The organism is Pararhodobacter sp. CCB-MM2, assembly GCF_001691415.1.
Lineage (GTDB): Bacteria > Pseudomonadota > Alphaproteobacteria > Rhodobacterales > Rhodobacteraceae > Pararhodobacter.
In genome coordinates this window covers 1-19,636 of record NZ_LRRR01000049.1, presented here as the reverse complement: position 1 = coordinate 19,636, position 19,636 = coordinate 1, and the positions used below count along the sequence as shown (strand labels likewise).

15 protein-coding genes and 1 tRNA gene are annotated in these 19,636 nt (G+C 63.3%); 2 read left to right on the top strand and 14 right to left on the bottom strand.

Features of this window, described 5'->3' with window-relative positions; translation table 11 throughout:
- The 4 genes from BCY78_RS25000 to rpsL all read right to left on the bottom strand — a co-directional run.
- Positions 1 to 121 (bottom strand): GTP-binding protein (locus BCY78_RS25000; protein ID WP_233499485.1); only part of this gene is annotated, 121 nt, incomplete at its 3' end.
- Positions 122 to 211: 90 nt separating this feature from the next.
- A complete protein-coding gene (gene fusA / locus BCY78_RS23500) occupies positions 212 to 2,335 on the bottom strand; it encodes an elongation factor G (RefSeq protein ID WP_068306685.1) in 2,124 nt (707 codons plus the stop codon).
- A 12-nt stretch (positions 2,336 to 2,347) separates the two neighbouring features.
- Positions 2,348 to 2,818 (bottom strand): 30S ribosomal protein S7, encoded by a 471-nt coding sequence (gene rpsG / locus BCY78_RS23495; RefSeq protein WP_068306682.1) that lies wholly within the window; start codon positions 2,816 to 2,818, stop codon positions 2,348 to 2,350.
- 12 nt (positions 2,819 to 2,830) lie between these two features.
- Complete coding sequence (gene rpsL, locus BCY78_RS23490) at positions 2,831 to 3,202, bottom strand: 30S ribosomal protein S12 (protein WP_068306680.1); 372 nt, start codon at positions 3,200 to 3,202, stop codon at positions 2,831 to 2,833.
- A gap of 356 nt (positions 3,203 to 3,558) precedes the next feature.
- Here rpsL and BCY78_RS23485 point away from each other — a divergent pair, with 356 nt between their 5' ends.
- Entirely contained in the window at positions 3,559 to 4,398 is an 840-nt protein-coding gene (locus BCY78_RS23485; protein WP_068306679.1) for a glycosyltransferase, read from the top strand.
- Here the strand turns inward: BCY78_RS23485 and BCY78_RS23480 are convergent.
- Positions 4,386 to 5,279: a DMT family transporter gene (locus BCY78_RS23480; RefSeq protein WP_068306677.1), complete on the bottom strand. Its 894-nt coding sequence runs from the start codon at positions 5,277 to 5,279 to the stop codon at positions 4,386 to 4,388. The genes BCY78_RS23485 and BCY78_RS23480 overlap by 13 nt on opposite strands.
- 160 nt (positions 5,280 to 5,439) lie before the next feature.
- Between BCY78_RS23480 and BCY78_RS23475 the strand changes: the two genes are divergently transcribed.
- The gene (locus tag BCY78_RS23475; protein ID WP_068306676.1) at positions 5,440 to 6,657 is read left to right on the top strand and encodes an MFS transporter; all 1,218 of its coding nucleotides are present in this window, start codon (positions 5,440 to 5,442) and stop codon (positions 6,655 to 6,657) included.
- A 135-nt stretch (positions 6,658 to 6,792) separates the two neighbouring features.
- On the opposite strand, the gene rpoC is transcribed toward BCY78_RS23475, so the two are convergent.
- The 9 genes from rpoC to BCY78_RS23430 all read right to left on the bottom strand — a co-directional run bounded on the left by rpoC (position 6,793) and on the right by BCY78_RS23430 (position 19,336).
- The gene (gene rpoC, locus BCY78_RS23470) at positions 6,793 to 11,013 is read right to left on the bottom strand and encodes a DNA-directed RNA polymerase subunit beta' (protein ID WP_068306675.1); all 4,221 of its coding nucleotides are present in this window, start codon (positions 11,011 to 11,013) and stop codon (positions 6,793 to 6,795) included.
- 98 nt (positions 11,014 to 11,111) lie between these two features.
- Positions 11,112 to 15,248 carry a DNA-directed RNA polymerase subunit beta gene (rpoB, locus tag BCY78_RS23465; protein ID WP_068306674.1) on the bottom strand — a complete coding sequence of 1,379 codons (4,137 nt, stop codon included), beginning with the start codon at positions 15,246 to 15,248 and terminating at the stop codon, positions 11,112 to 11,114.
- Between the two features lie 254 nt (positions 15,249 to 15,502).
- Entirely contained in the window at positions 15,503 to 15,883 is a 381-nt protein-coding gene (rplL, locus tag BCY78_RS23460; RefSeq protein ID WP_068306673.1) for a 50S ribosomal protein L7/L12, read from the bottom strand.
- A 69-nt stretch (positions 15,884 to 15,952) separates the two neighbouring features.
- Positions 15,953 to 16,468: a 50S ribosomal protein L10 gene (gene rplJ / locus BCY78_RS23455; protein ID WP_068306668.1), complete on the bottom strand. Its 516-nt coding sequence runs from the start codon at positions 16,466 to 16,468 to the stop codon at positions 15,953 to 15,955.
- Positions 16,469 to 16,850: 382 nt separating this feature from the next.
- A complete protein-coding gene (gene rplA / locus BCY78_RS23450; RefSeq protein WP_068306667.1) occupies positions 16,851 to 17,552 on the bottom strand; it encodes a 50S ribosomal protein L1 in 702 nt (233 codons plus the stop codon).
- 2 nt (positions 17,553 to 17,554) lie between these two features.
- A complete protein-coding gene (gene rplK, locus BCY78_RS23445) occupies positions 17,555 to 18,007 on the bottom strand; it encodes a 50S ribosomal protein L11 (RefSeq protein ID WP_068306666.1) in 453 nt (150 codons plus the stop codon).
- A 100-nt stretch (positions 18,008 to 18,107) separates the two neighbouring features.
- Positions 18,108 to 18,641 (bottom strand): transcription termination/antitermination protein NusG, encoded by a 534-nt coding sequence (gene nusG / locus BCY78_RS23440; protein ID WP_068306665.1) that lies wholly within the window; start codon positions 18,639 to 18,641, stop codon positions 18,108 to 18,110.
- 230 nt (positions 18,642 to 18,871) lie between these two features.
- Positions 18,872 to 19,069, bottom strand: coding sequence for a preprotein translocase subunit SecE (gene secE / locus BCY78_RS23435; RefSeq protein ID WP_068306661.1), 198 nt, complete (start codon positions 19,067 to 19,069; stop codon positions 18,872 to 18,874).
- 191 nt (positions 19,070 to 19,260) lie between these two features.
- A tRNA-Trp gene (locus tag BCY78_RS23430) sits at positions 19,261 to 19,336 on the bottom strand.
- Between the last annotated feature and the right edge of the window lie 300 nt (positions 19,337 to 19,636).

The window sequence follows — 19,636 nt, the reverse complement described above, 5'->3', positions numbered from 1 at the left end:
CTTTGAAATCGCCGAAGTATTTCGTGATCGCCGCGGTCAGCGTGGTCTTGCCGTGGTCAACGTGGCCGATCGTGCCGATGTTGACGTGCGGTTTGTTCCGTTCAAACTTTGCCTTCGCCATGATGGCAACTCCTTAATTCTGGTGTCGGTGACGGTGGGATGAAATCCCACCCTACGGGGCGGTAGGGCGGGGTTACCCCCGCCACACCGATCAGGCGTATTTCTTCTGGATCTCTTCCGAGAGGTTCTGCGGCACGGCGTCGTAATGGTCGAACTGCATCGAGAACACGGCGCGGCCCGACGACATCGAGCGCAGGTTGTTGATGTAGCCGAACATGTTGGCCAGCGGCACCATCGCGTTGATGACGTTGGCGTTGCCGCGGCTGTCCTGCCCCTGAACCATGCCACGACGGCTGGTCAGGTCACCGATGATCGAACCCGTGTACTCCTCGGGAGTCACGACCTCGACCTTCATGATCGGCTCGAGCAGCTTCGCGCCGGCCTTTTTCAGACCGTCACGCATCGCGGCACGCGAGGCGATTTCGAAGGCGAGAACCGACGAGTCGACGTCGTGGAAAGCACCGTCCGTCAGCGCGACCTTGAAGTCGATCACGGGGAAGCCGGCGAGCGGACCGGAGTCCATAACCGACTTGATGCCCTTTTCGACGCCCGGGATGTATTCCTTCGGAACAGCACCACCGATGATCTTGCTTTCGAACGAGTAGCCTTCGCCCGGCTCCGTCGGGGTGATCTCGAGCTTCACGCGCGCGAACTGGCCGGTACCACCGGTCTGTTTCTTGTGCGTGTAGTCGACCTCGGCGGCGTGCGAGATGGTCTCGCGGTAAGCCACCTGCGGCGCACCGATGTTGGCCTCGACCTTGAACTCGCGCTTCATGCGGTCGACGAGAATGTCGAGGTGGAGTTCGCCCATCCCCTTCATGATCGTCTGGCCCGACTCGAAGTTGGTCTCGACGCGGAACGAGGGGTCTTCGGCAGCCAGGCGAGCGAGGGCGAGGCCCATCTTCTCCTGGTCAGCTTTCGACTTCGGCTCCACGGCGATCTCGATCACCGGTTCCGGGAAGGTCATGGTTTCCAGAACCACCTGCTTCGACGCATCCGACAGGGTGTCGCCGGTGGTGGTTTCCTTAAGACCCGCCAGCGCGATGATGTCGCCCGCGAAGGCTTCTTCGATTTCTTCGCGGTTGATGGCGTGCATCATCATCATACGGCCGATGCGCTCGCGCTTGCCCTTCGTGGTGTTCATCACCTGGTCGCCCTTTTTCAGGACGCCCGAGTAAAGACGGGTGAAGGTCAGCGAGCCCACGAACGGGTCGTTCATGATCTTGAACGCCAGCGCCGAGAACGGCGCCGAGTCATCGGCAGGACGCTCGATGTTGCGCTCTTCGTTCTCGTCCTCGGGCGAGAAGCCCTTCAGCACGGGAACGTCGACCGGGGCCGGCAGGAAGTCGATCACGGCGTTGAGCAGGGGCTGCACGCCCTTGTTCTTGAACGCCGAACCGCCCAGGACCGGGAAGAACGACAGGGTCAGGGTGCCCTTACGGATCAGCTTGCGCAGGGTCGCCTCGTCGGGCTCGTTGCCCTCGAGGTACTCCATCATCGCCTCGTCGTCTTGCTCGACGGCGAGTTCGATCATCTTGCCGCGCCATTCGTCGGCCAGATCCTTCAGGTCGTCGCGGATCGGTTGACGAACCCAGCTTGCGCCGAGGTCTTCGCCCTTCCAGACCCACTCTTCCATCTTGATCAGGTCAACGATGCCTTCGAGCTGGTCTTCGGCACCGATCGGGAAAGCGACGGGGCACGGGGTGCCGCCGGTGCGATCCTTGATCATGTCGACGCACTTGAAGTAGTCGGCGCCGATCTTGTCCATCTTGTTGACGAACACGATCCGCGGGACCTTGTAGCGGTCAGCCTGACGCCACACCGTTTCGGTCTGCGGCTCAACGCCGGCGTTACCGTCGAGGAGGCAGACAGCACCGTCGAGCACGGCCAGCGAACGTTCGACTTCGATGGTGAAGTCAACGTGGCCGGGAGTGTCGATGATGTTGAAGCGGTACTTGGTGTCCGAGGTGCCTTCGACGGTCGGATCTTCCTGACGCTGCCAGAAAGTGGTCGTGGCAGCCGAAGTGATCGTGATGCCGCGTTCCTGCTCCTGCTCCATCCAGTCCATGGTCGCGGCGCCGTCGTGGACTTCGCCGATCTTGTGGGACTTGCCGGTGTAGTAGAGGATACGCTCGGTCGTGGTCGTCTTGCCGGCATCGATGTGGGCCATGATGCCGAAGTTACGATACCGCGGAAGCTGATATTCGCGTGCCATGGTCGGAGATCCTTACCAGCGGTAGTGGCTGAACGCTTTGTTCGCGTCGGCCATCTTGTGGGTGTCTTCGCGCTTCTTCACAGCCGTGCCACGGTTGTTGACAGCGTCCGACAGCTCGCCGGCGAGACGCTCTTCCATGGTGTTCTCGTTGCGCTTGCGCGCGGCGGTGATCAGCCAGCGAATCGCGAGGGCCTCACGGCGCTCGGTGCGGACTTCAACGGGGACCTGATAGGTCGCACCGCCGACGCGGCGCGAACGCACTTCGACCGACGGTTTGATGTTGTCGAGGGCTTCGTGGAAGACCTCGATCGGAGCGCGCTTCAGACGCTTCTCGACGCGGTCGAGGGCGTTGTAGACGATCGATTCTGCGACCGACTTCTTACCGTCGATCATCAGGTTGTTCATGAACTTCGTCAGAACCGTATCGCCAAATTTGGCGTCCGGCAGGACGGCGCGCTTTTCAGCTGCGTGACGACGCGACATGGGGGTCTCTCCTTACTTCGGACGCTTCGCGCCGTACTTCGAGCGGCGCTGACGACGATCTTTGACGCCCTGCGTGTCGAGCACGCCGCGCAGGATGTGGTAACGGACACCGGGAAGGTCCTTCACGCGGCCGCCGCGGATGAGCACGACGGAGTGCTCCTGAAGGTTGTGCTTCTCGCCGGGGATGTAGCTGATCACTTCGAAGCCGTTCGTCAGGCGGACCTTGGCCACCTTACGCATAGCCGAGTTCGGCTTCTTCGGCGTCGTGGTGTAGACGCGGGTGCAGACGCCACGCTTCTGCGGGCAGTTCTCCAGGTGCTGCGACTTGGAGCGTTTTACTTTCGGCTGCCGCGGCTTGCGGATCAGCTGTTGAATCGTAGGCATTCAGCTCGCCCTATTCTTGCGGCCCGTTCAACCTCCGTTCGTCAACGGGGTATCCGGGGGCAGTTCGTCATGTTCGTACCCAGCGCGTCCGCAAAGCACAAAACCGCCGATGCGCCCATTCCGAGGGTTGGCATCGCGGTGGAATCTCAGAGGATCGGGGCATGCACTGCCCGGATCATGACCACTACTGTGTTCTAAGCCCCTGAATCAGCCCGCGCGTGAGCACATACCGATCCCGGGTGCGCGCCGTATAGGGGGAGTCGCGTCCCTTGTCAACACGCCCTGCCCCCTTCCGGAGCGCGTTGCCGCCCGCTTCCGCCCTTGCTACGTTGGGTCAAAACCAAGGGGCAGGCCGGATGGCATTGAAGGACTTTCTGGAGCGCCGCAAGGCCTCGCGCGGGGCGCATGTCATCGGGCTGTGCCGCTTCTCCTACCCGGCCCTCGGCGGCTTCAAGAACGAGCACGACACCCCTGAGGACCGTGCTCGCTACCTTTATGCGCCCGAGCGTCTGGACGAGCGTTTCCGCCTCTTCGAAGCCTTCACCCTCCCCTCGCTGCGGACGCAGACCGATCAGGACTTCACCTTCCTCATCGTCGTGGGCGAGGATTTCCCGCCTGACCGCATGGAGCAGCTGCGTGCCCTGACCGCCGACCTGCCGCAGGTGGTGATCGTCCCCCGCGCGCCCGGCCGTCACCGCGAGGTCATGTCCGAGGTGATCGAGCAGTTCCGCGTGCCGGATAGCTTCTCAATCCAGTTCCGGCTCGACGATGATGACGCGATGGGCGTGGGCTTCGTGCACAAATGCCGCCGGATCCTCGATCAGAACTACCAGCTGTTCGAGGGCTCGCGCCATGTCGCCATCGACTTCACGCGGGGCTGGAACGCCCTGCCCTCGGCCGAAGGGATCCGCGCTGCGCGGCAGAAGGCGCTCTATCTCGGCGTCTCCTTCGCCATCGCCTTCCGTCCCGACACAAAGCTCAGCGTGATGAACTTCACCCATCACGAGGTTTGGCAACACATGCCGACCATCACCCGCACCGATCCCGACATGTGGGTGCGCGGGGTGAATGCGCACAACGATTCAGGCGACCGGATCAACGAGGGCCTGCGCCGGCTGACGGAGGAAGAGGAGCAGAAGTTCGAACGCGCCTTCGGCATTACCATGGAGCATGTGCGCGCGGTCTACGCGCGCTGAGGGCCCCGCCGCAGCCTGCGTGCGGCCACCCTCTCGCGGTAGAAGGTGAACAGGCCGGTCGCCACGATCAGGGCCGCGCCGAGCTGGGTCAGGGCATCCGGCCATTCGTGGAACAGTGCGAAGCCCAGGATCAGGGCCCAGATCAGGCCGGTGTAGCGGAAGGGCGTGACGAAGGCCAACTCGCCGGTGCGTACGGCGCTGACCGTCATCACATAGCCGCCGATGATGAACACCGAGGCCCCGGCCAACAGCAACAGCGTCGAGGCACCGGGCAGCGCGACGGCCTCGGTCGAGGCACCCAGCACACCGAACAGCGTGACCGACACGGCATTGGCCAGTGCCACGATCAGGGACGGCACACCCCTGGTCATGCGCCGCGTCACCAGATCCCGCACCGTCACCAGCGCGACCGAGATCAGGGCGTAGAGCGCATAGAGGTCAAAGCCCCCGGCCTCGGGGCGCACGATCAGCAAGACACCGAGGAAGCCGATGCCGATGGCGGTGAGACGCTTCCAGCCGACCGGCTCGCGCAAAAACACCGCCGCGCCGAGGGTCACCGTGAGCGGCAGCGCCTGCAGGATCGCCGTCAGGTTGGCGATCGGCATCTGAAACAAGGCTTGCAGGAAGAACCATGTCGAGGCCGTGTCGCACAGGGTCCGCACTAGGATCAGCCGCTTGTCTGACCCCGACAGCACCACCCGGAAGGCGCCCGCGCGCCAGGCCATCAGCGCCAGCACGACACTCACCCCGATCCCGCGCCATGCCAGCGACTGGAACAGGGGCAGATCCGATGAGACGAGCTTCATGATCGAGTCGTTGACGGTGAATGCCGCCATGCCGGCCATCATCAGAATCGCGCCGCGCGCGTTGTCGGACAGCATCGTTACCCCCCGGATTGCTGCTTTCCGCATCGCATTTCACAGATGAAATGAAAAGCCCCGCCGTGGCACCTTGCCGCAACCGCCGCAGGGCGCTAGATCCTCCGGCAGGGAGGCATTCATCGGGAATTCCTCCGGTTCCCCCAAGACAGAAGCGATCGACATGACGCATACCGCGCTTTCCGGCGCGTCCGCGGTGCAAGCGGGCGGGCAAAAGCAATCCTCGGCACGCGCCGTGATAACAGCCCTCGCCATGGGTGGCTTTGCCATCGGCATGACCGAATTCGCCTCGATGGCGCTGCTGCCGGGCTTTGCCTCGGACCTCGGCGTGTCCGAGGCCCGCGCCGCCGACGCGATCAGCGCCTATGCGCTTGGCGTGGTGGTCGGCGCCCCGCTGTTGGCCGTGGCCGCCGCCAAGATGCGCAAACGGCTGTTGCTGGCGCTGCTGATGGTGGCCTTCGCGCTTTTCAACCTGCTGTCGGCCATCGCACCGACCTTCTGGACCTTCACCCTGTCGCGCTTCCTGTCCGGCCTGCCCCATGGCGCTTTCTTCGGGGTCGCGGCGCTGGTCGCGGCCTCGGTCGTGCCGTTGAACAAACGGGCGTCTGCCGTGGCGCGCGTGTTCCTCGGCCTGACCATCGCCACCACGGTCGGGGTCCCTTCGGCCAGCTGGCTCAGCCAGTTCGTCGGCTGGCGCGCGACCTTCGTGCTGGTAGCGGGCTTGGCGCTGGCCACTGCCGCGGCGGTGATGCTGAAGGCCCCGCGCACACCCGCCGATCCCAACGCCGCCCCGTTGAAAGAGCTGGGCGCGCTGAAGAACCGGCAGGTCTGGCTGACGCTGATCACCGGCGCCATCGGCTTCGGCGGGTTCTTCGCGGTCTATACCTACATCGCCTCGACCGTCGAAAGCACGCTGGGCCTGTCCGATACCGAGGTGGCGCTGATGCTGTTCATCGCCGGTCTGGGCATGACGGTGTTCAACCTCGTGATGGGGGCGCTGGCCGACCGAAGCCTCAACGTGACCGCCTTCACGGCCTTCGGCGGCGGCGCCATCCTGCTGGCCCTGTTCCCGCTGGCCGTCAGCTATGGGCTGGGGACGATGGGGCTGGTGGTGTTCCTGATGACCATGCTGGGCGGCGTCTCGACCGTGATGCAGACCCGGCTGATGAATGTCGCGGGCGAAGCACAGCAGCTGGCCGCCTCGCTGCACCATGCAGCGTTCAACGTGGCCAACGCCTTGGGCCCGTTCCTCGCGGCGCGCTTCATCGCGTCGGGCTACGACTTCCCGGTCGCGGGTTATGTCGGGGCCGGCCTCAGCGTGGCGGGCTTCATCCTGTTCGCGATCACCCTGTGGGATGCGCGGCGGTCGGGGATCGAATAACCCCCTCCGCTGAAAAACGACAAAGGCGCCCCGCAACGGGCGCCTTATTAATGCCTGACCGCTTTGAATGCCGGAAATGAAAAAGCCCCCCGCAGTCGACCTGCGGGGGGCTTTGTTTTTTCAGATCAGGCGCGATCAGCGGTCGTCGTCATCCGACGGCGCGTCGGTGAAGACCGGCTCCGCGTCCGGAGCGACCAGCACCGCTTCGGCCTCGGCGCGACGCTGCTCGATCACCTCGGCATCGCGGTCCGCGGCGATCTTGCGGGTCGCAGTGGCGACGCCACCGGTACCGGCCGGGATCAGACGACCCACGATGACGTTCTCCTTGAGGCCGACCAGCTTGTCGCGCTTGCCGATGACCGAAGCCTCGGTGAGCACGCGGGTCGTCTCCTGGAACGAAGCCGCCGAGATGAACGACCGGGTCTGCAGCGAGGCCTTGGTGATCCCGAGGAGGATCGGCTCGCCCTTCGCCGGACGCATGCCCATCGCCAAGGCCTTTTCGTTGACCTCGTCGAACTCGAACTTGTCCACGGTCTCGCCTTTCAGCAGCGTGGTCTCGCCCGAGTCGAGGATCTCGTACTTCTGCAGCATCTGCCGCACGATCACCTCGATGTGCTTGTCGTTGATCTTCACGCCCTGCAGTCGGTACACGTCCTGCACTTCGTCGATCAGGTAGTTGGCCAGCGCCTCGATGCCCATGATCCGCAGGATATCGTGCGGAGCGGGGTTGCCATCCATGATGTAGTCGCCGCGCTGGACGAAATCGCCCTCTTGCACGGGGATGTGCTTGCCCTTGGGGACCAGGTATTCGGCCGGATCCACGTTCTCGTCGACGGGCTCGATGGTGATGCGACGCTTGTTCTTGTAGTCCTTCGCGTAACGCACATAGCCATCGATCTCGCAGATGATCGCGTGATCCTTCGGACGACGGGCTTCGAACAGTTCCGCCACCCGCGGCAGACCGCCGGTGATGTCCTTGGTCTTGGCACCTTCGCGCGGGATACGCGCAACCACGTCACCCTGACGCACTTCCTGACCGTCTTCGATCGAGAGAATGGCGTCCACAGACATCGGGTAGGTCACCGGGTTGCCCGCGTCATTGCGCATCGGCTCGCCGGTTTCCTTGTTCATGATGATGATCTCAGGCTTGAGATCGCCACCACGGGGCACCGAACGCCAGTCGGTCACGATCTTCTGCGACATACCCGTCGCATCGTCCGTGTCCTCACGCACCGACAGACCGGCGATCAGGTCCACGAACTTCGCGGTACCGGCACGCTCGGCGATGATCGGCAGGGTATAGGGGTCCCATTCGTACAGCTTGTCGCCGCGCTTCACGTCCTGACCGTCGCGCACGAAGAGCTTCGCACCGTAGGTCAGTTTGTGCGACGCACGCTCCACGCCGTTCTCGTCGATGATCGCAACCTGCATGTTGCGGCCCAGAACGATCAGCTCGCCCGAGGCATTCTCCAGCACGTTCGGGTTGCGGAGTTCGACCTTACCGGCCGAGCCCGATTCCTGGAACGACTGCGAACCACCCTGCGCGATGCCGCCGATGTGGAACGTCCGCATCGTCAGCTGCGTGCCCGGCTCACCGATCGACTGAGCGGCGATGATGCCGACGGCCTCACCCTTGTTGACCAGCGTACCGCGGGCCAGGTCACGGCCGTAGCACTTGGCGCAGACACCCTCGTCGGCCTCACAGGTCAGCGGCGAGCGGATCTTCACCGAAGCCAGACCAGCGGTCTCGATCATGTCTGCATCGCGCTCGTCGATCAGCTGGTTGTGCACCACGATGATCTCGCCGGTCGCCGGATGGACGACGTCCTCGGCCGCGACACGGCCCAGCACGCGCTCGCCCAGCGAGGCGACGACTTCACCATCGTTGATCGCCGCCGAGGCGGTGATGAAGCGGTCGGTGCCGCAATCGTCCGAACGAACGATGCAGTCCTGCGCCACGTCCACCAGACGGCGGGTCAGGTAACCCGAGTTCGCCGTCTTCAGCGCGGTGTCGGCCAGACCCTTACGGGCACCGTGGGTCGAGTTGAAGTACTCGAGCACGGTCAGGCCTTCCTTGAAGTTCGAGATGATCGGCGTCTCGATGATCTCGCCCGACGGCTTGGCCATGAGGCCGCGCATACCGCCCAGCTGTTTCATCTGAGCGGGCGAACCCCGGGCACCGGAGTGCGACATCATGTAGACCGAGTTCGGTTCGAGCTCGCGACCCTCGTCGTCGTAGCGGACGGCCGAGATCTCGCCCATCATCGCCGCGGCGACAGCGTCCGAGGCCTTCGACCAGGCATCGACCACCTTGTTGTACTTCTCGCCCTGAGTGATCAGGCCGTCGAGGTACTGCTGTTCGAATTCCTTCACCTGATCGCGGGTCTCGTTGACCAGCTCCCACTTGGCTTCCGGGATCAGCATGTCGTCCTTGCCGAACGAGATACCGGCCTTGAAGGCCTCGCGGAAACCGAGCGCCATGATCTGGTCGCAGAAGATGACCGATTCCTTCTGACCGCAGTAGCGGTAGACGGTGTCGATGACGTTCTGGACGTCTTTCTTCCGCAGCAGACGGTTGGTCAGCTCGAACGGCGCCTTGGCGTTCAAGGGCAGCAGAGCACCGAGGCGCAGACGGCCCGGCGTGGTCTCGTAGCGCTTGAGGACCTCGTTGCCGTTCTCGTCGATCTGCATGATCCGGCCGGTGACCTTGGCATGCAGATGCACTTCGCCCGAGGCGAGAGCGTGCTCGACTTCCTCGATATCGGCGAAGACCATGCCCTCGCCCTTCATGCCTTCGCGCATCATGGTGGTGTAGTAGAGACCCAGCACCATGTCCTGCGACGGAACGATGATCGGCGCGCCGTTGGCGGGCGACAGAACGTTGTTCGTCGACATCATCAGCACGCGCGCTTCCAGCTGGGCTTCCAGCGAGAGCGGCACGTGGACGGCCATTTGGTCACCGTCGAAGTCCGCGTTGAACGCCGAGCAGACCAGCGGGTGCAGCTGGATGGCCTTGCCTTCGATCAGCTGGGGTTCGAACGCCTGGATACCCAGACGGTGCAGCGTCGGCGCGCGGTTCAGCAGAACCGGGTGCTCGCGGATCACCTCGTCGAGGATGTCCCAAACCTCGGGACGCTCTTTCTCAACCAGCTTCTTCGCCTGCTTCACGGTCGAGCTGAGGCCCTTGGCTTCCAGACGCGAATAGATGAACGGCTTGAACAGCTCGAGCGCCATCTTCTTCGGCAGGCCGCACTGGTGCAGCTTCAGCTCGGGGCCGGTCACGATGACCGAACGACCCGAGAAGTCGACGCGCTTACCCAGAAGGTTCTGACGGAAGCGACCCTGCTTGCCCTTCAGCATGTCCGACAGCGACTTCAGCGGGCGCTTGTTGTTGCCCGTGATGACGCGGCCGCGACGGCCGTTGTCGAACAGAGCGTCGACCGATTCCTGCAGCATCCGCTTTTCGTTGCGGACGATGATATCGGGCGCGCGCAGCTCGATGAGGCGCTTCAGACGGTTGTTCCGGTTGATGACCCGGCGATAGAGGTCGTTCAGGTCCGAGGTCGCGAAGCGGCCGCCATCCAGCGGAACCAGCGGGCGCAGTTCCGGCGGGATCACGGGCAGGACGGTGAGGATCATCCACTCCGGACGGTTGCCCGACTCAAGGAACGACTCGACGACCTTCAGACGCTTGATGATCTTCTTGGGCTTCAGTTCGCCAGTGGCTTCCTTCAGCTCCTCGCGCAGCTTGTCGGCTTCCGACTGCAGGTCGATCGCCGCCAGCATTTCGCGGATGGCTTCAGCACCGATACCGGCGGTGAAGGCGTCCGAACCGAAATTGTCCTGCGCGTCGAGGTATTCTTCCTCGGTCATCAGCTGACCATAGGACAGCTCGGTCAGACCGGGTTCGATCACCACGTAGTTTTCGAAATAGAGGATGCGCTCGAGATCCCGCAGCGTCATGTCCAGCATCAGGCCGATGCGCGAGGGCAGCGACTTGAGGAACCAGATATGCGCGACCGGCGAGGCCAGCTCGATATGGCCCATGCGCTCGCGGCGGACCTTTTGCAGCGTGACTTCGACACCGCATTTTTCGCAGACGACGCCGCGATACTTCATGCGCTTGTACTTGCCGCACAGGCATTCGTAATCCTTGATCGGACCGAAGATGCGCGCGCAGAACAGGCCGTCACGCTCGGGCTTGAACGTACGGTAGTTGATGGTTTCCGGCTTCTTGATCTCGCCGTAGGACCAGCTGAGGATGCGCTCGGGCGAGGCCAGCGAGATCTTGATCTCGTCGAACTGCTTGGGCGCGGCCAGCGGGTTGAACGGGTTCGTCGTCAGTTCCTGGTTCATCGTCAATTCCTTGATGGGGCTCGGGGGGAAGGATCAGGCGACGGTGGGGTTGAACCCCACCCTACGCGGGTGGCGTAGGGTGGGATTTCATCCCACCGTTACTCGTCTTCCTCCGAATCCAGGAGTTCCATGTTCAGGCCGAGGCCGCGGACTTCCTTCACCAGAACGTTGAAGGATTCGGGCACGCCGGCCTCGAAATTGTCCTCGCCCTTGACGATCGATTCGTAGACCTTGGTCCGGCCTGCCACGTCGTCCGACTTCACCGTCAGCATTTCCTGCAGGGTATAGGCGGCGCCGTAGGCTTCCAGAGCCCAGACCTCCATCTCCCCGAGACGCTGACCGCCGAACTGCGCCTTACCGCCGAGCGGCTGCTGCGTGACCAGCGAGTACGGACCCGTGGAACGCGCGTGCAGCTTGTCGTCGACCAAGTGGTGCAGCTTGAGCATGTACTTCACGCCCACGGTGACCTTGCGCTGGAACTGCTCGCCCGAGCGACCGTCGAACACCACCGACTGAGCCGAGGTGTCGAAGCCCGCCCGCATGAGCGCGTCGTTGACGTCCGCCTCTTTGGCGCCGTTGAACACCGGGGTGCCGATAGGCACGCCTTTGGTCACGGTACCGGCGGCTTCCACCAGCGCATCCTCGTCCATCTCGGCGAAGGCGTCGTTATAGACCTGATCGCCATAGGCATGCTTCAGCGAGTCGCGCACCGGCGTCAGGTCGCCCGAACGACGGTATTCCTGCAGCGCCTCGTCGATCTGCAGACCCAGACCGCGCAGGGCCCAGCCCATGTGCGTCTCGAGGATCTGACCGACGTTCATACGCGACGGCACGCCGAGCGGGTTCAGCACGAGGTCGACAGTCGTACCATCGGCGAGGAACGGCATGTCCTCCTGCGGCACCACTTTCGACACGACGCCCTTGTTCCCGTGACGACCGGCCATCTTGTCGCCCGGCTGAAGCTTGCGCTTCACCGCCAGGAAGACCTTGACCATCTTCATCACGCCCGGCGGCAGATCGTCGCCCCGGCGCACCTTCTCGACCTTGTCGTCGAAGCGGTGCGTCAGCTGACGCTTCTGCTGGTCGAACAGCGCGTTCAGGGCCTCGACCTCCTGCGCCTCGGCCTCTTCGGCGAGGGCAAGCTGCCACCACTGACCTTTCGACAGCGTGTCGAGCAGTTCCTCGGTGATTTCCGAGTTGGGCTTCACGCCCTTCGGACCCTTCACCGCGACCTTGCCCAGGATCAACTGCTTCAGACGCGAGTAGATGTTGCGCTCGAGGATCAGCATCTCGTCGTCGCGGTCGCGCGACAGACGCTCGATCTCTTCACGCTCGATCTGCAGCGCGCGCTCGTCCTTGTCGACACCGTGACGGTTGAACACGCGGACTTCCACCACGGTACCATAGGCACCCGGCGGCAGACGCAGCGAGGTGTCACGGACATCCGAAGCCTTCTCACCGAAGATGGCGCGCAGAAGCTTTTCTTCCGGCGTCATCGGGCTTTCGCCCTTCGGAGTGATCTTGCCGACGAGGATGTCGCCGGCCTGAACTTCGGCCCCGATATAGACGATACCGGCTTCGTCGAGGTTGCGCAGGGCTTCCTCGCCGACGTTCGGGATATCGCGGGTGATCTCTTCCGGCCCGAGCTTCGTGTCCCGTGCGGCGACTTCGTATTCCTCGATATGGATCGAGGTATAGACGTCATCCTTCAGGATCCGCTCGGAGATCAGGATCGAGTCTTCGTAGTTGTAGCCGTTCCACGGCATGAACGCGACGACCACGTTGCGACCCACGGCCAGCTCGCCCATGTCGGTCGAAGGACCGTCGGCGACCACGGCGTTGCGGGTCACGACGTCGCCCACCTTCACCAGCGGACGCTGGTTGATGCAGGACGACTGGTTCGACCGCTTGAACTTGCGCAGACGATAGATGTCCACGCCCGGTTCACCCGGCTCCAGCATCTCGGTGGCGCGGATAACGATACGCTGAGCATCGACCTGATCCACGATACCGGCGCGGCGCGCCATGATCGCGGCACCCGAGTCGCGGGCAACGATGCCTTCGATCCCGGTACCGACCAGCGGCGCGTCCGACTGCAGCAGCGGGACGGCCTGACGCATCATGTTCGAGCCCATCAGTGCGCGGTTGGCGTCGTCGTTTTCCAGGAACGGAATGAGCGAGGCCGCGACCGACACCAGCTGCTTCGGCGAAACGTCGATCATGTCGATCACTTCGCGCGGGTTCAGCATGAAGTCGCCGCTCTTGCGGGTCGACACCAGGTCGTTCACGAACTCGCCGTCTTCGTTCAGCGTGGCATTCGCCTGAGCGATGACGTGGCGCTGTTCCTCGGTGGCCGAGAGGTACTGGACCTCATCCGTCACCTTGCCGTCGACGACCTTGCGATACGGGGTCTCGATGAAGCCGTATTTGTTCACGCGGGCATAGGTGGCCAGCGAGTTGATCAGACCGATGTTCTGACCTTCCGGCGTTTCAATCGGGCACATCCGGCCATAGTGGGTCGGGTGAACGTCGCGCACCTCGAAGCCGGCACGCTCACGGGTCAGACCGCCCGGCCCGAGAGCCGAGAGACGACGCTTGTGCGTGACTTCCGACAGCGGGTTCGTCTGGTCCATAAACTGCGACAGCTGCGACGAGCCGAAGAATTCACGCACCGCGGCCGCCGCGGGCTTCGCGTTGATCAGGTCCTGCGGCATGACGGTGTCGATATCGACCGACGACATGCGCTCGCGGATCGCGCGCTCCATGCGCAGGAGGCCCAGACGGTACTGGTTCTCCATCAGCTCGCCGACCGAGCGCACCCGGCGGTTGCCGAGGTGGTCGATGTCGTCGATCTCGCCACGGCCGTCACGCAGGTCGACCAGCGCCTTGATGCAGGCGATGATGTCTTCCTTGCGCAGCGTACGCTGGGTGTCCGGCGCGTCGAGGTCGAGGCGCATGTTCATCTTCACGCGGCCCACGGCCGAGAGGTCGTAGCGCTCCGAGTCGAAGAACAGCGTGTCGAACAGGTTGACGGCGGCGTCGACGGTGGGGGGCTCGCCCGGGCGCATGACACGGTAGATATCCATGAGCGCCTGCTCACGGTTCATGTTCTTGTCAGCGGCCAGGGTGTTGCGGATGTAGGCACCGACGTTGACGTTGTCGATGTCCAGGATCGACAGTTCGGTGATGCCCTGATCCAGCAGCGTCTTGAGCGAACCGCCCTTGACGTCGCCGTCCTTGTCCAGCTCCCAGGTGATTTCGTCGCCGGCTTCGATCCAGATCTCACCGGTTTCCTCGTTGATCACGTCCTTGGCGGCGAAGCGGCCGAGGATGTGCTCGAACGGCACCAGCAGTTCAGTGATCTGACCTTCGTCGATCCACTTCTTCACCAGACGCGGGGTGGCCTTGTCACCGGCCTTGAGGATGACCTCGCCGGTGGCAGCGTCGACCAGATCCATGGTCGGACGGGTGCCGCGCACACGCTCGGGGAAGAACCGGGTGACCCAACCACGGTTCCGCTCCAGGCGGTAGGTGACGTTGTTGTAGTAGGCATCCATGATGCCTTCCTGATCCAGACCCAGCGCGTACAGCAGGGTCGTCACCGGCAGCTTGCGGCGACGGTCGATGCGCGCGAACACGAGGTCCTTGGGATCGAATTCGAAGTCCAGCCACGAGCCGCGATAGGGGATGATGCGGCACTGGAACAGCAGCTTGCCCGAGCTGTGGGTCTTGCCCTTGTCGTGGTCGAAGAACACGCCCGGCGAGCGGTGCATCTGCGACACGACCACGCGCTCGGTGCCGTTCACCACGAAGGTGCCGACCGGCGTCATCAGGGGCATGTCGCCCATGAAGACTTCCTGTTCCTTGATGTCTTTCACCGACTTCGCGCCGGTGTCAGGGTCCACATCGAACACGATGAGGCGCAGGGTGACCTTCAGCGGAGCCGAATAGGTCATGTCGCGCTGCTGGCACTCGTCGATATCGTATTTCGGTTTTTCCAGCTCGTATTTGACGAACTCAAGAACCGCGGTCTCGTTGAAGTCCTTGATCGGGAAGACGGACTGGAACGTACCCATCAGGCCTTCGCCATCCAGCGGCTTGTCGCTGTCACCCGAGCGCAGGAACAGGTCGTAGGACGACTTCTGAACCTCGATCAGGTTGGGCATCTCCAGGACTTCACGGATCTTGCCGAACATCCGGCGGATGCGCTTCTGGCCAACATAGGACTGAGCCATGCTCGGTATCACCTTTCATTCTTTCGCGGATGCGCCGGCCGTCGGGCCTCGGCGGGGCATCCCGTGCGAAACTGAAACGGAGGCTCCATTCCTGCGGTCCGTCCCACCGGTCCGCTCCCGAGCCTCGACTGTCTCAGGAAGAAACGCCCGCGGGCGTGCCTGCCGAAAACAGTGTCAGAAACGTGTATGGCCGGGCCCGGACATGCCGGACCCAGCCTTGTTTGCAGGAAGAGGGTGCTTGGCACCCCGCCCGATTACTTCAGCTCGACTTTGGCGCCAGCTTCTTCGAGCTTCTTCTTGATCTCTTCGGCTTCAGCCTTCGGAGCTTGCTCTTTCACGGCTTTGCCGCCAGCTTCGACCAGGTCCTTGGCTTCTTTCAGGCCCAGACCGGTGATGCCGCGCACTTCTTTGATCACGTTGATCTTGTTGGCGCCGGCGTCGACGAGGATCACGTCGAATTCGGTCTTCTCTTCGGCAGCGTCAGCAGCGCCACCGGCAGCCGGGCCGGCCATCATCACAGCGCCGCCAGCGGCGGGCTCGATGCCGTACTCGTCTTTCAGGATGGTTTTCAGTTCCTGAGCCTGCAGCAGGGTCAGGTTCACGATTTGCTCGGCGAGAGCTTTCAGATCAGCCATTTTTCAGTTCCATTCTAACAGGGTGTTGCCGACGAGGGGAGGTATTCCGCCACGCGGGCCGTAGGTTGCTCAAGCGGCGTCCCGCTCCTCCAGGGTGGAGAGGATGCCCGCGATGTTCGAAGCAGGCGCGCCAATCGCACCAGCGATGTTCGACGCCGGAGCACCGATGCACGCCACGACCGAAGCAATAAGCTCCTCGCGCGACGGCATGTCGGCCACGGCCTTCACACCATTCTGGTCCAGAGCCGCGCTGCCCATTGCCCCGCCAAGGATCTCAAGCTTCTTGTTATTCTTGGCGTAGTCGACGATCACCTTCGCAGCAGCGACGGGATCTTCGGAATAGGCGAGCACGGTCATGCCCGTCAGAAGGTTACCAATGCTGGCGCACGGCTTTCCATCCAGGGCGATCTTGGCGAGCTTGTTCTTGGCAACGCGCACGGACCCACCAGCGTCACGCATTTGCGCGCGCAGGGCCTGCATCTCGGCAACCGTGAGACCCGCGTAGTGTGCAACCACGACCACGCCAGAGCTTTCGAAGATCTGGCCGAGTTCCTCGACCACCGCTTCTTTTTGGGCTCTATCCACAGGTTTGCTCCAAGTTTGGAAGGTCTTAGGGACCCTCCGGCTCTATTTTCACCGGGTTCAGAAGACCCCGATGTCGGGTCCGCTACGGGTCCGTCCAAGTCACCCCGGGGAGCCATGGCCACCCGTTGGAATCTTAGTTCTTCCCCGTCTCAGGCAGGACTTATGGATGGGAGATCCCAACCGCCCACCGTCTCGGACGATGCGCAACGGGGCACGACCGAATCGCACCCCGCTACAGGATCGGACAGATAACCCCTAATGGGCGTGATGCCAAGGGGTCCGTGACGGAAAGACCTCAAGTCACGGCTGCCCAACGAAAAAGCCCCGCGACAGACGCGGGGCTTTCGATCTTCAGAACGCGAATGCGATCAAGCGGCGACGATCAAGCGGCGCCGGTGGCCGAGGCCAGATCGACGCTGACGCCCGGACCCATGGTCGAGGACAGCGAGACCTTGCGCAGATAGGCGCCTTTGGCACCCGTCGGCTTGGCTTTGTTCACCGCGTCGACGATGGCACGGACGTTCTCGGCCAGCTTGACCTCGTCGAACGACACTTTGCCCACGCCAGCGTGGATGATACCGGCCTTCTCGACCTTGAACTGGACTTCACCGCCCTTGGCGTTGGCAACGGCAGTCGCCACGTCCATGGTCACGGTGCCGACCTTCGGGTTCGGCATCAGGTTGCGCGGACCCAGGATCTTACCCAGACGACCGACGAGCGGCATCATGTCCGGGGTAGCGATGCAGCGATCGAATTCGATCGTGCCGCCCTGGATCGTTTGCATCAGGTCTTCGTCACCGACGATGTCGGCGCCGGCAGCGCGGGCTTCGTCAGCCTTGGCGCCACGGGCGAAGACGGCGACGCGGACGGTCTTGCCGGTGCCGTTCGGCAGCGAGACGACGCCACGGACCATCTGGTCCGCGTGACGCGGGTCGACGCCGAGGTTGATCGCGACTTCGACGGTCTCGTCGAACTTGGCCGAAGCGGCGCCCTTGACCAGCTTCACCGCGTCTTCGACGGTGACGTTGGCGGTGGTGCCGAAGGCTTCGCGGGCGGTGCGGGTACGTTTACCGAGCTTGGCCATGATTAACCTTTCACCTCGATACCGCACGACTTCGCCGAGCCGAGGATGATCTGCATCGCGCCTTCGATGTCGTTGGCGTTCAGGTCACGCATCTTGGCTTCCGCGATTTCGCGAACTTGCTTGACGGTCACGGTGCCGGCGACTTCGCGGCCCGGCTTCACCGAACCACGTGCGCGGTTACGCTTGCCGACGGGCTTCAGGCCAGCGGCCTTCTTCAGGAACCACGACGCAGGAGGGGTCTTCAGCTCCATGCTGAACGACTTGTCCTGGTAGTAGGTGATCACGACCGGAACCGGCGAGCCGGGTTCCATGTCTGCCGACTTCGCGTTGAAGTCTTTGCAGAACTGCATGATGTTGATGCCGCGCTGACCGAGGGCCGGGCCGACGGGGGGCGACGGGTTGGCCTGACCGGCCTTCACTTGCAGCTTGAGCTGCCCGATTACTTTCTTGGCCATGTGGCCGCTCCTTTGTTCACAACGCCCCTGATCGGACTATCCGAGGGGGCCTGCTTAGTGGTCCGGAACACCCCGAGGGGTGCCCTCCCACGATGAACACTCAGGCCCCTTTGGTGACCTGCGTGTATTCCAGTTCGACCGGCGTCGGACGGCCGAAGATCGAGACCATGACCTTCAGGCGGCCGTTCTCGTCGTCGACTTCCTCGACCATGCCCGAGAAGCCGTCGAAGGGGCCGTCCGAGACCTTGACCTGCTCGCCGACCTCGAAGCGGATCAGGCTGCGCGGAGCCTCCTGACCTTCCTCGACGCGGTTGAGGATCAGGTTGACCTCTTCGTCGCGCATCGGGCTCGGCTTGCCGGGCTGACCCAGGAAGCCGGTCACGCGGTTGATCGACGACACCAGGTGATAGGTCCGGTTCGACATCTCCATGCGCACCAGCACGTAGCCGGGCATGAAGCGACGCTCGGAGGTCACCTTCTTGCCGCGCCGGACCTCGATGACCTCTTCGGTCGGGACCAGCACTTCTTCGATCTCGTCTTCCAGATCCGCCTCGGCGGCGGCCTGACGAATCGCCTCGGCAACTTTCTTCTCGAAGTTCGAGAGAACGCTCACCGAATACCAACGCTTGGCCATGCCACTTCCCCGTCTGAGACGACACGGTGCCGTCACGAAATTCCATTTACGGTCAGAGGCTTGCGCCCGCGCCAACCGCGATTCACCGACAAGCAAAAAATGTGCGCACCGAATCGGTGCGCGTCATGCTGTCTCGTAGTTCAGGTGCCTTTATCGACACCAGCCCCAAGATTCAAGGGGCTTAGCCCATCGCGCCCTCCCCCCGGAAGGCGCAACGGGCGCAGGCGGCTTCAGCTCACCAGACCCAGAATCGCGCCCAGACCGGTGCGGATCAGCAGGTCGACAAGGAAGAAGAACACAGCCGTCAGCGAGGTCAGGACCAGCACCATGACCGTGCTGACGCCCACTTCACGACGCGTCGGCCAGGAAACCTTGGCGGTTTCCGAGCGCACCTGCTGGAGGAAGGTCAACGGATTGGTCCGGGCCATGGGAACACCTCTGGGGCAAGACAGCGGCCACGCGGGCAGAGGCGTGGCGGGTTGGCGCCCAGATACGCCCCGGCGAGAGGCGTTTCAACCCTGCGCCCCGATCCGTTGCAGGAACCTGCCGATGATGACGATTCTGCAACACAGGCGTGGCCCGGTTGCCTCGGTCGTTTCGCGATCTCGGGAGGAAGGCCTGGCAGGGGCAGAGGGACTCGAACCCCCGACCCTCGGTTTTGGAGACCGATGCTCTACCAACTGAGCTATACCCCTAGGCCTGCGGCGGGGGATACGGGCTGCGCGGGGGGAAATCAAGGGCGATTTTTCGCTCTTTGGCACGGGGGTTGGAAAAAGCGTGACGACGGGTTTCGCCCTCGTCCGGCATGCCTCCGGCACGCAGGCCTCCGGCGACCGGGCGCCTCGCTTCGCTCGGCGCGAAGGAGGGGGCTGTCTGCCCCCTCGGCCTGCGGCCTCACCCCCGAGGATATTTGAAGAACGAAGATGAAGGGAGCGGCTTTAAGCCCACCGCCTCTCCCTCACCCTGCCCCAGATGACTGTCTCTTATCCCCATCT

What these genes read in the sequence shown, in the direction of transcription:
- rpsL (WP_068306680.1), bottom strand. Translation starts at nt 3,202, where the DNA reads ATGCCTACGATTCAACAGCTGATCCGCAAGCCGCGGCAGCCGAAAGTA.
- secE (WP_068306661.1), bottom strand. Translation starts at nt 19,069, where the DNA reads ATGGCCCGGACCAATCCGTTGACCTTCCTCCAGCAGGTGCGCTCGGAA.
- rpoC (WP_068306675.1), bottom strand. Translation starts at nt 11,013, where the DNA reads ATGAACCAGGAACTGACGACGAACCCGTTCAACCCGCTGGCCGCGCCC.
- BCY78_RS23480 (WP_068306677.1), bottom strand. Translation starts at nt 5,279, where the DNA reads ATGCTGTCCGACAACGCGCGCGGCGCGATTCTGATGATGGCCGGCATG.
- rplA (WP_068306667.1), bottom strand. Translation starts at nt 17,552, where the DNA reads ATGGCCAAGCTCGGTAAACGTACCCGCACCGCCCGCGAAGCCTTCGGC.
- rpoB (WP_068306674.1), bottom strand. Translation starts at nt 15,248, where the DNA reads ATGGCTCAGTCCTATGTTGGCCAGAAGCGCATCCGCCGGATGTTCGGC.
- BCY78_RS23475 (WP_068306676.1), top strand. Translation starts at nt 5,440, where the DNA reads ATGACGCATACCGCGCTTTCCGGCGCGTCCGCGGTGCAAGCGGGCGGG.
- rplL (WP_068306673.1), bottom strand. Translation starts at nt 15,883, where the DNA reads ATGGCTGATCTGAAAGCTCTCGCCGAGCAAATCGTGAACCTGACCCTG.
- nusG (WP_068306665.1), bottom strand. Translation starts at nt 18,641, where the DNA reads ATGGCCAAGCGTTGGTATTCGGTGAGCGTTCTCTCGAACTTCGAGAAG.
- fusA (WP_068306685.1), bottom strand. Translation starts at nt 2,335, where the DNA reads ATGGCACGCGAATATCAGCTTCCGCGGTATCGTAACTTCGGCATCATG.
- rplK (WP_068306666.1), bottom strand. Translation starts at nt 18,007, where the DNA reads ATGGCCAAGAAAGTAATCGGGCAGCTCAAGCTGCAAGTGAAGGCCGGT.
- BCY78_RS23485 (WP_068306679.1), top strand. Translation starts at nt 3,559, where the DNA reads ATGGCATTGAAGGACTTTCTGGAGCGCCGCAAGGCCTCGCGCGGGGCG.
- rpsG (WP_068306682.1), bottom strand. Translation starts at nt 2,818, where the DNA reads ATGTCGCGTCGTCACGCAGCTGAAAAGCGCGCCGTCCTGCCGGACGCC.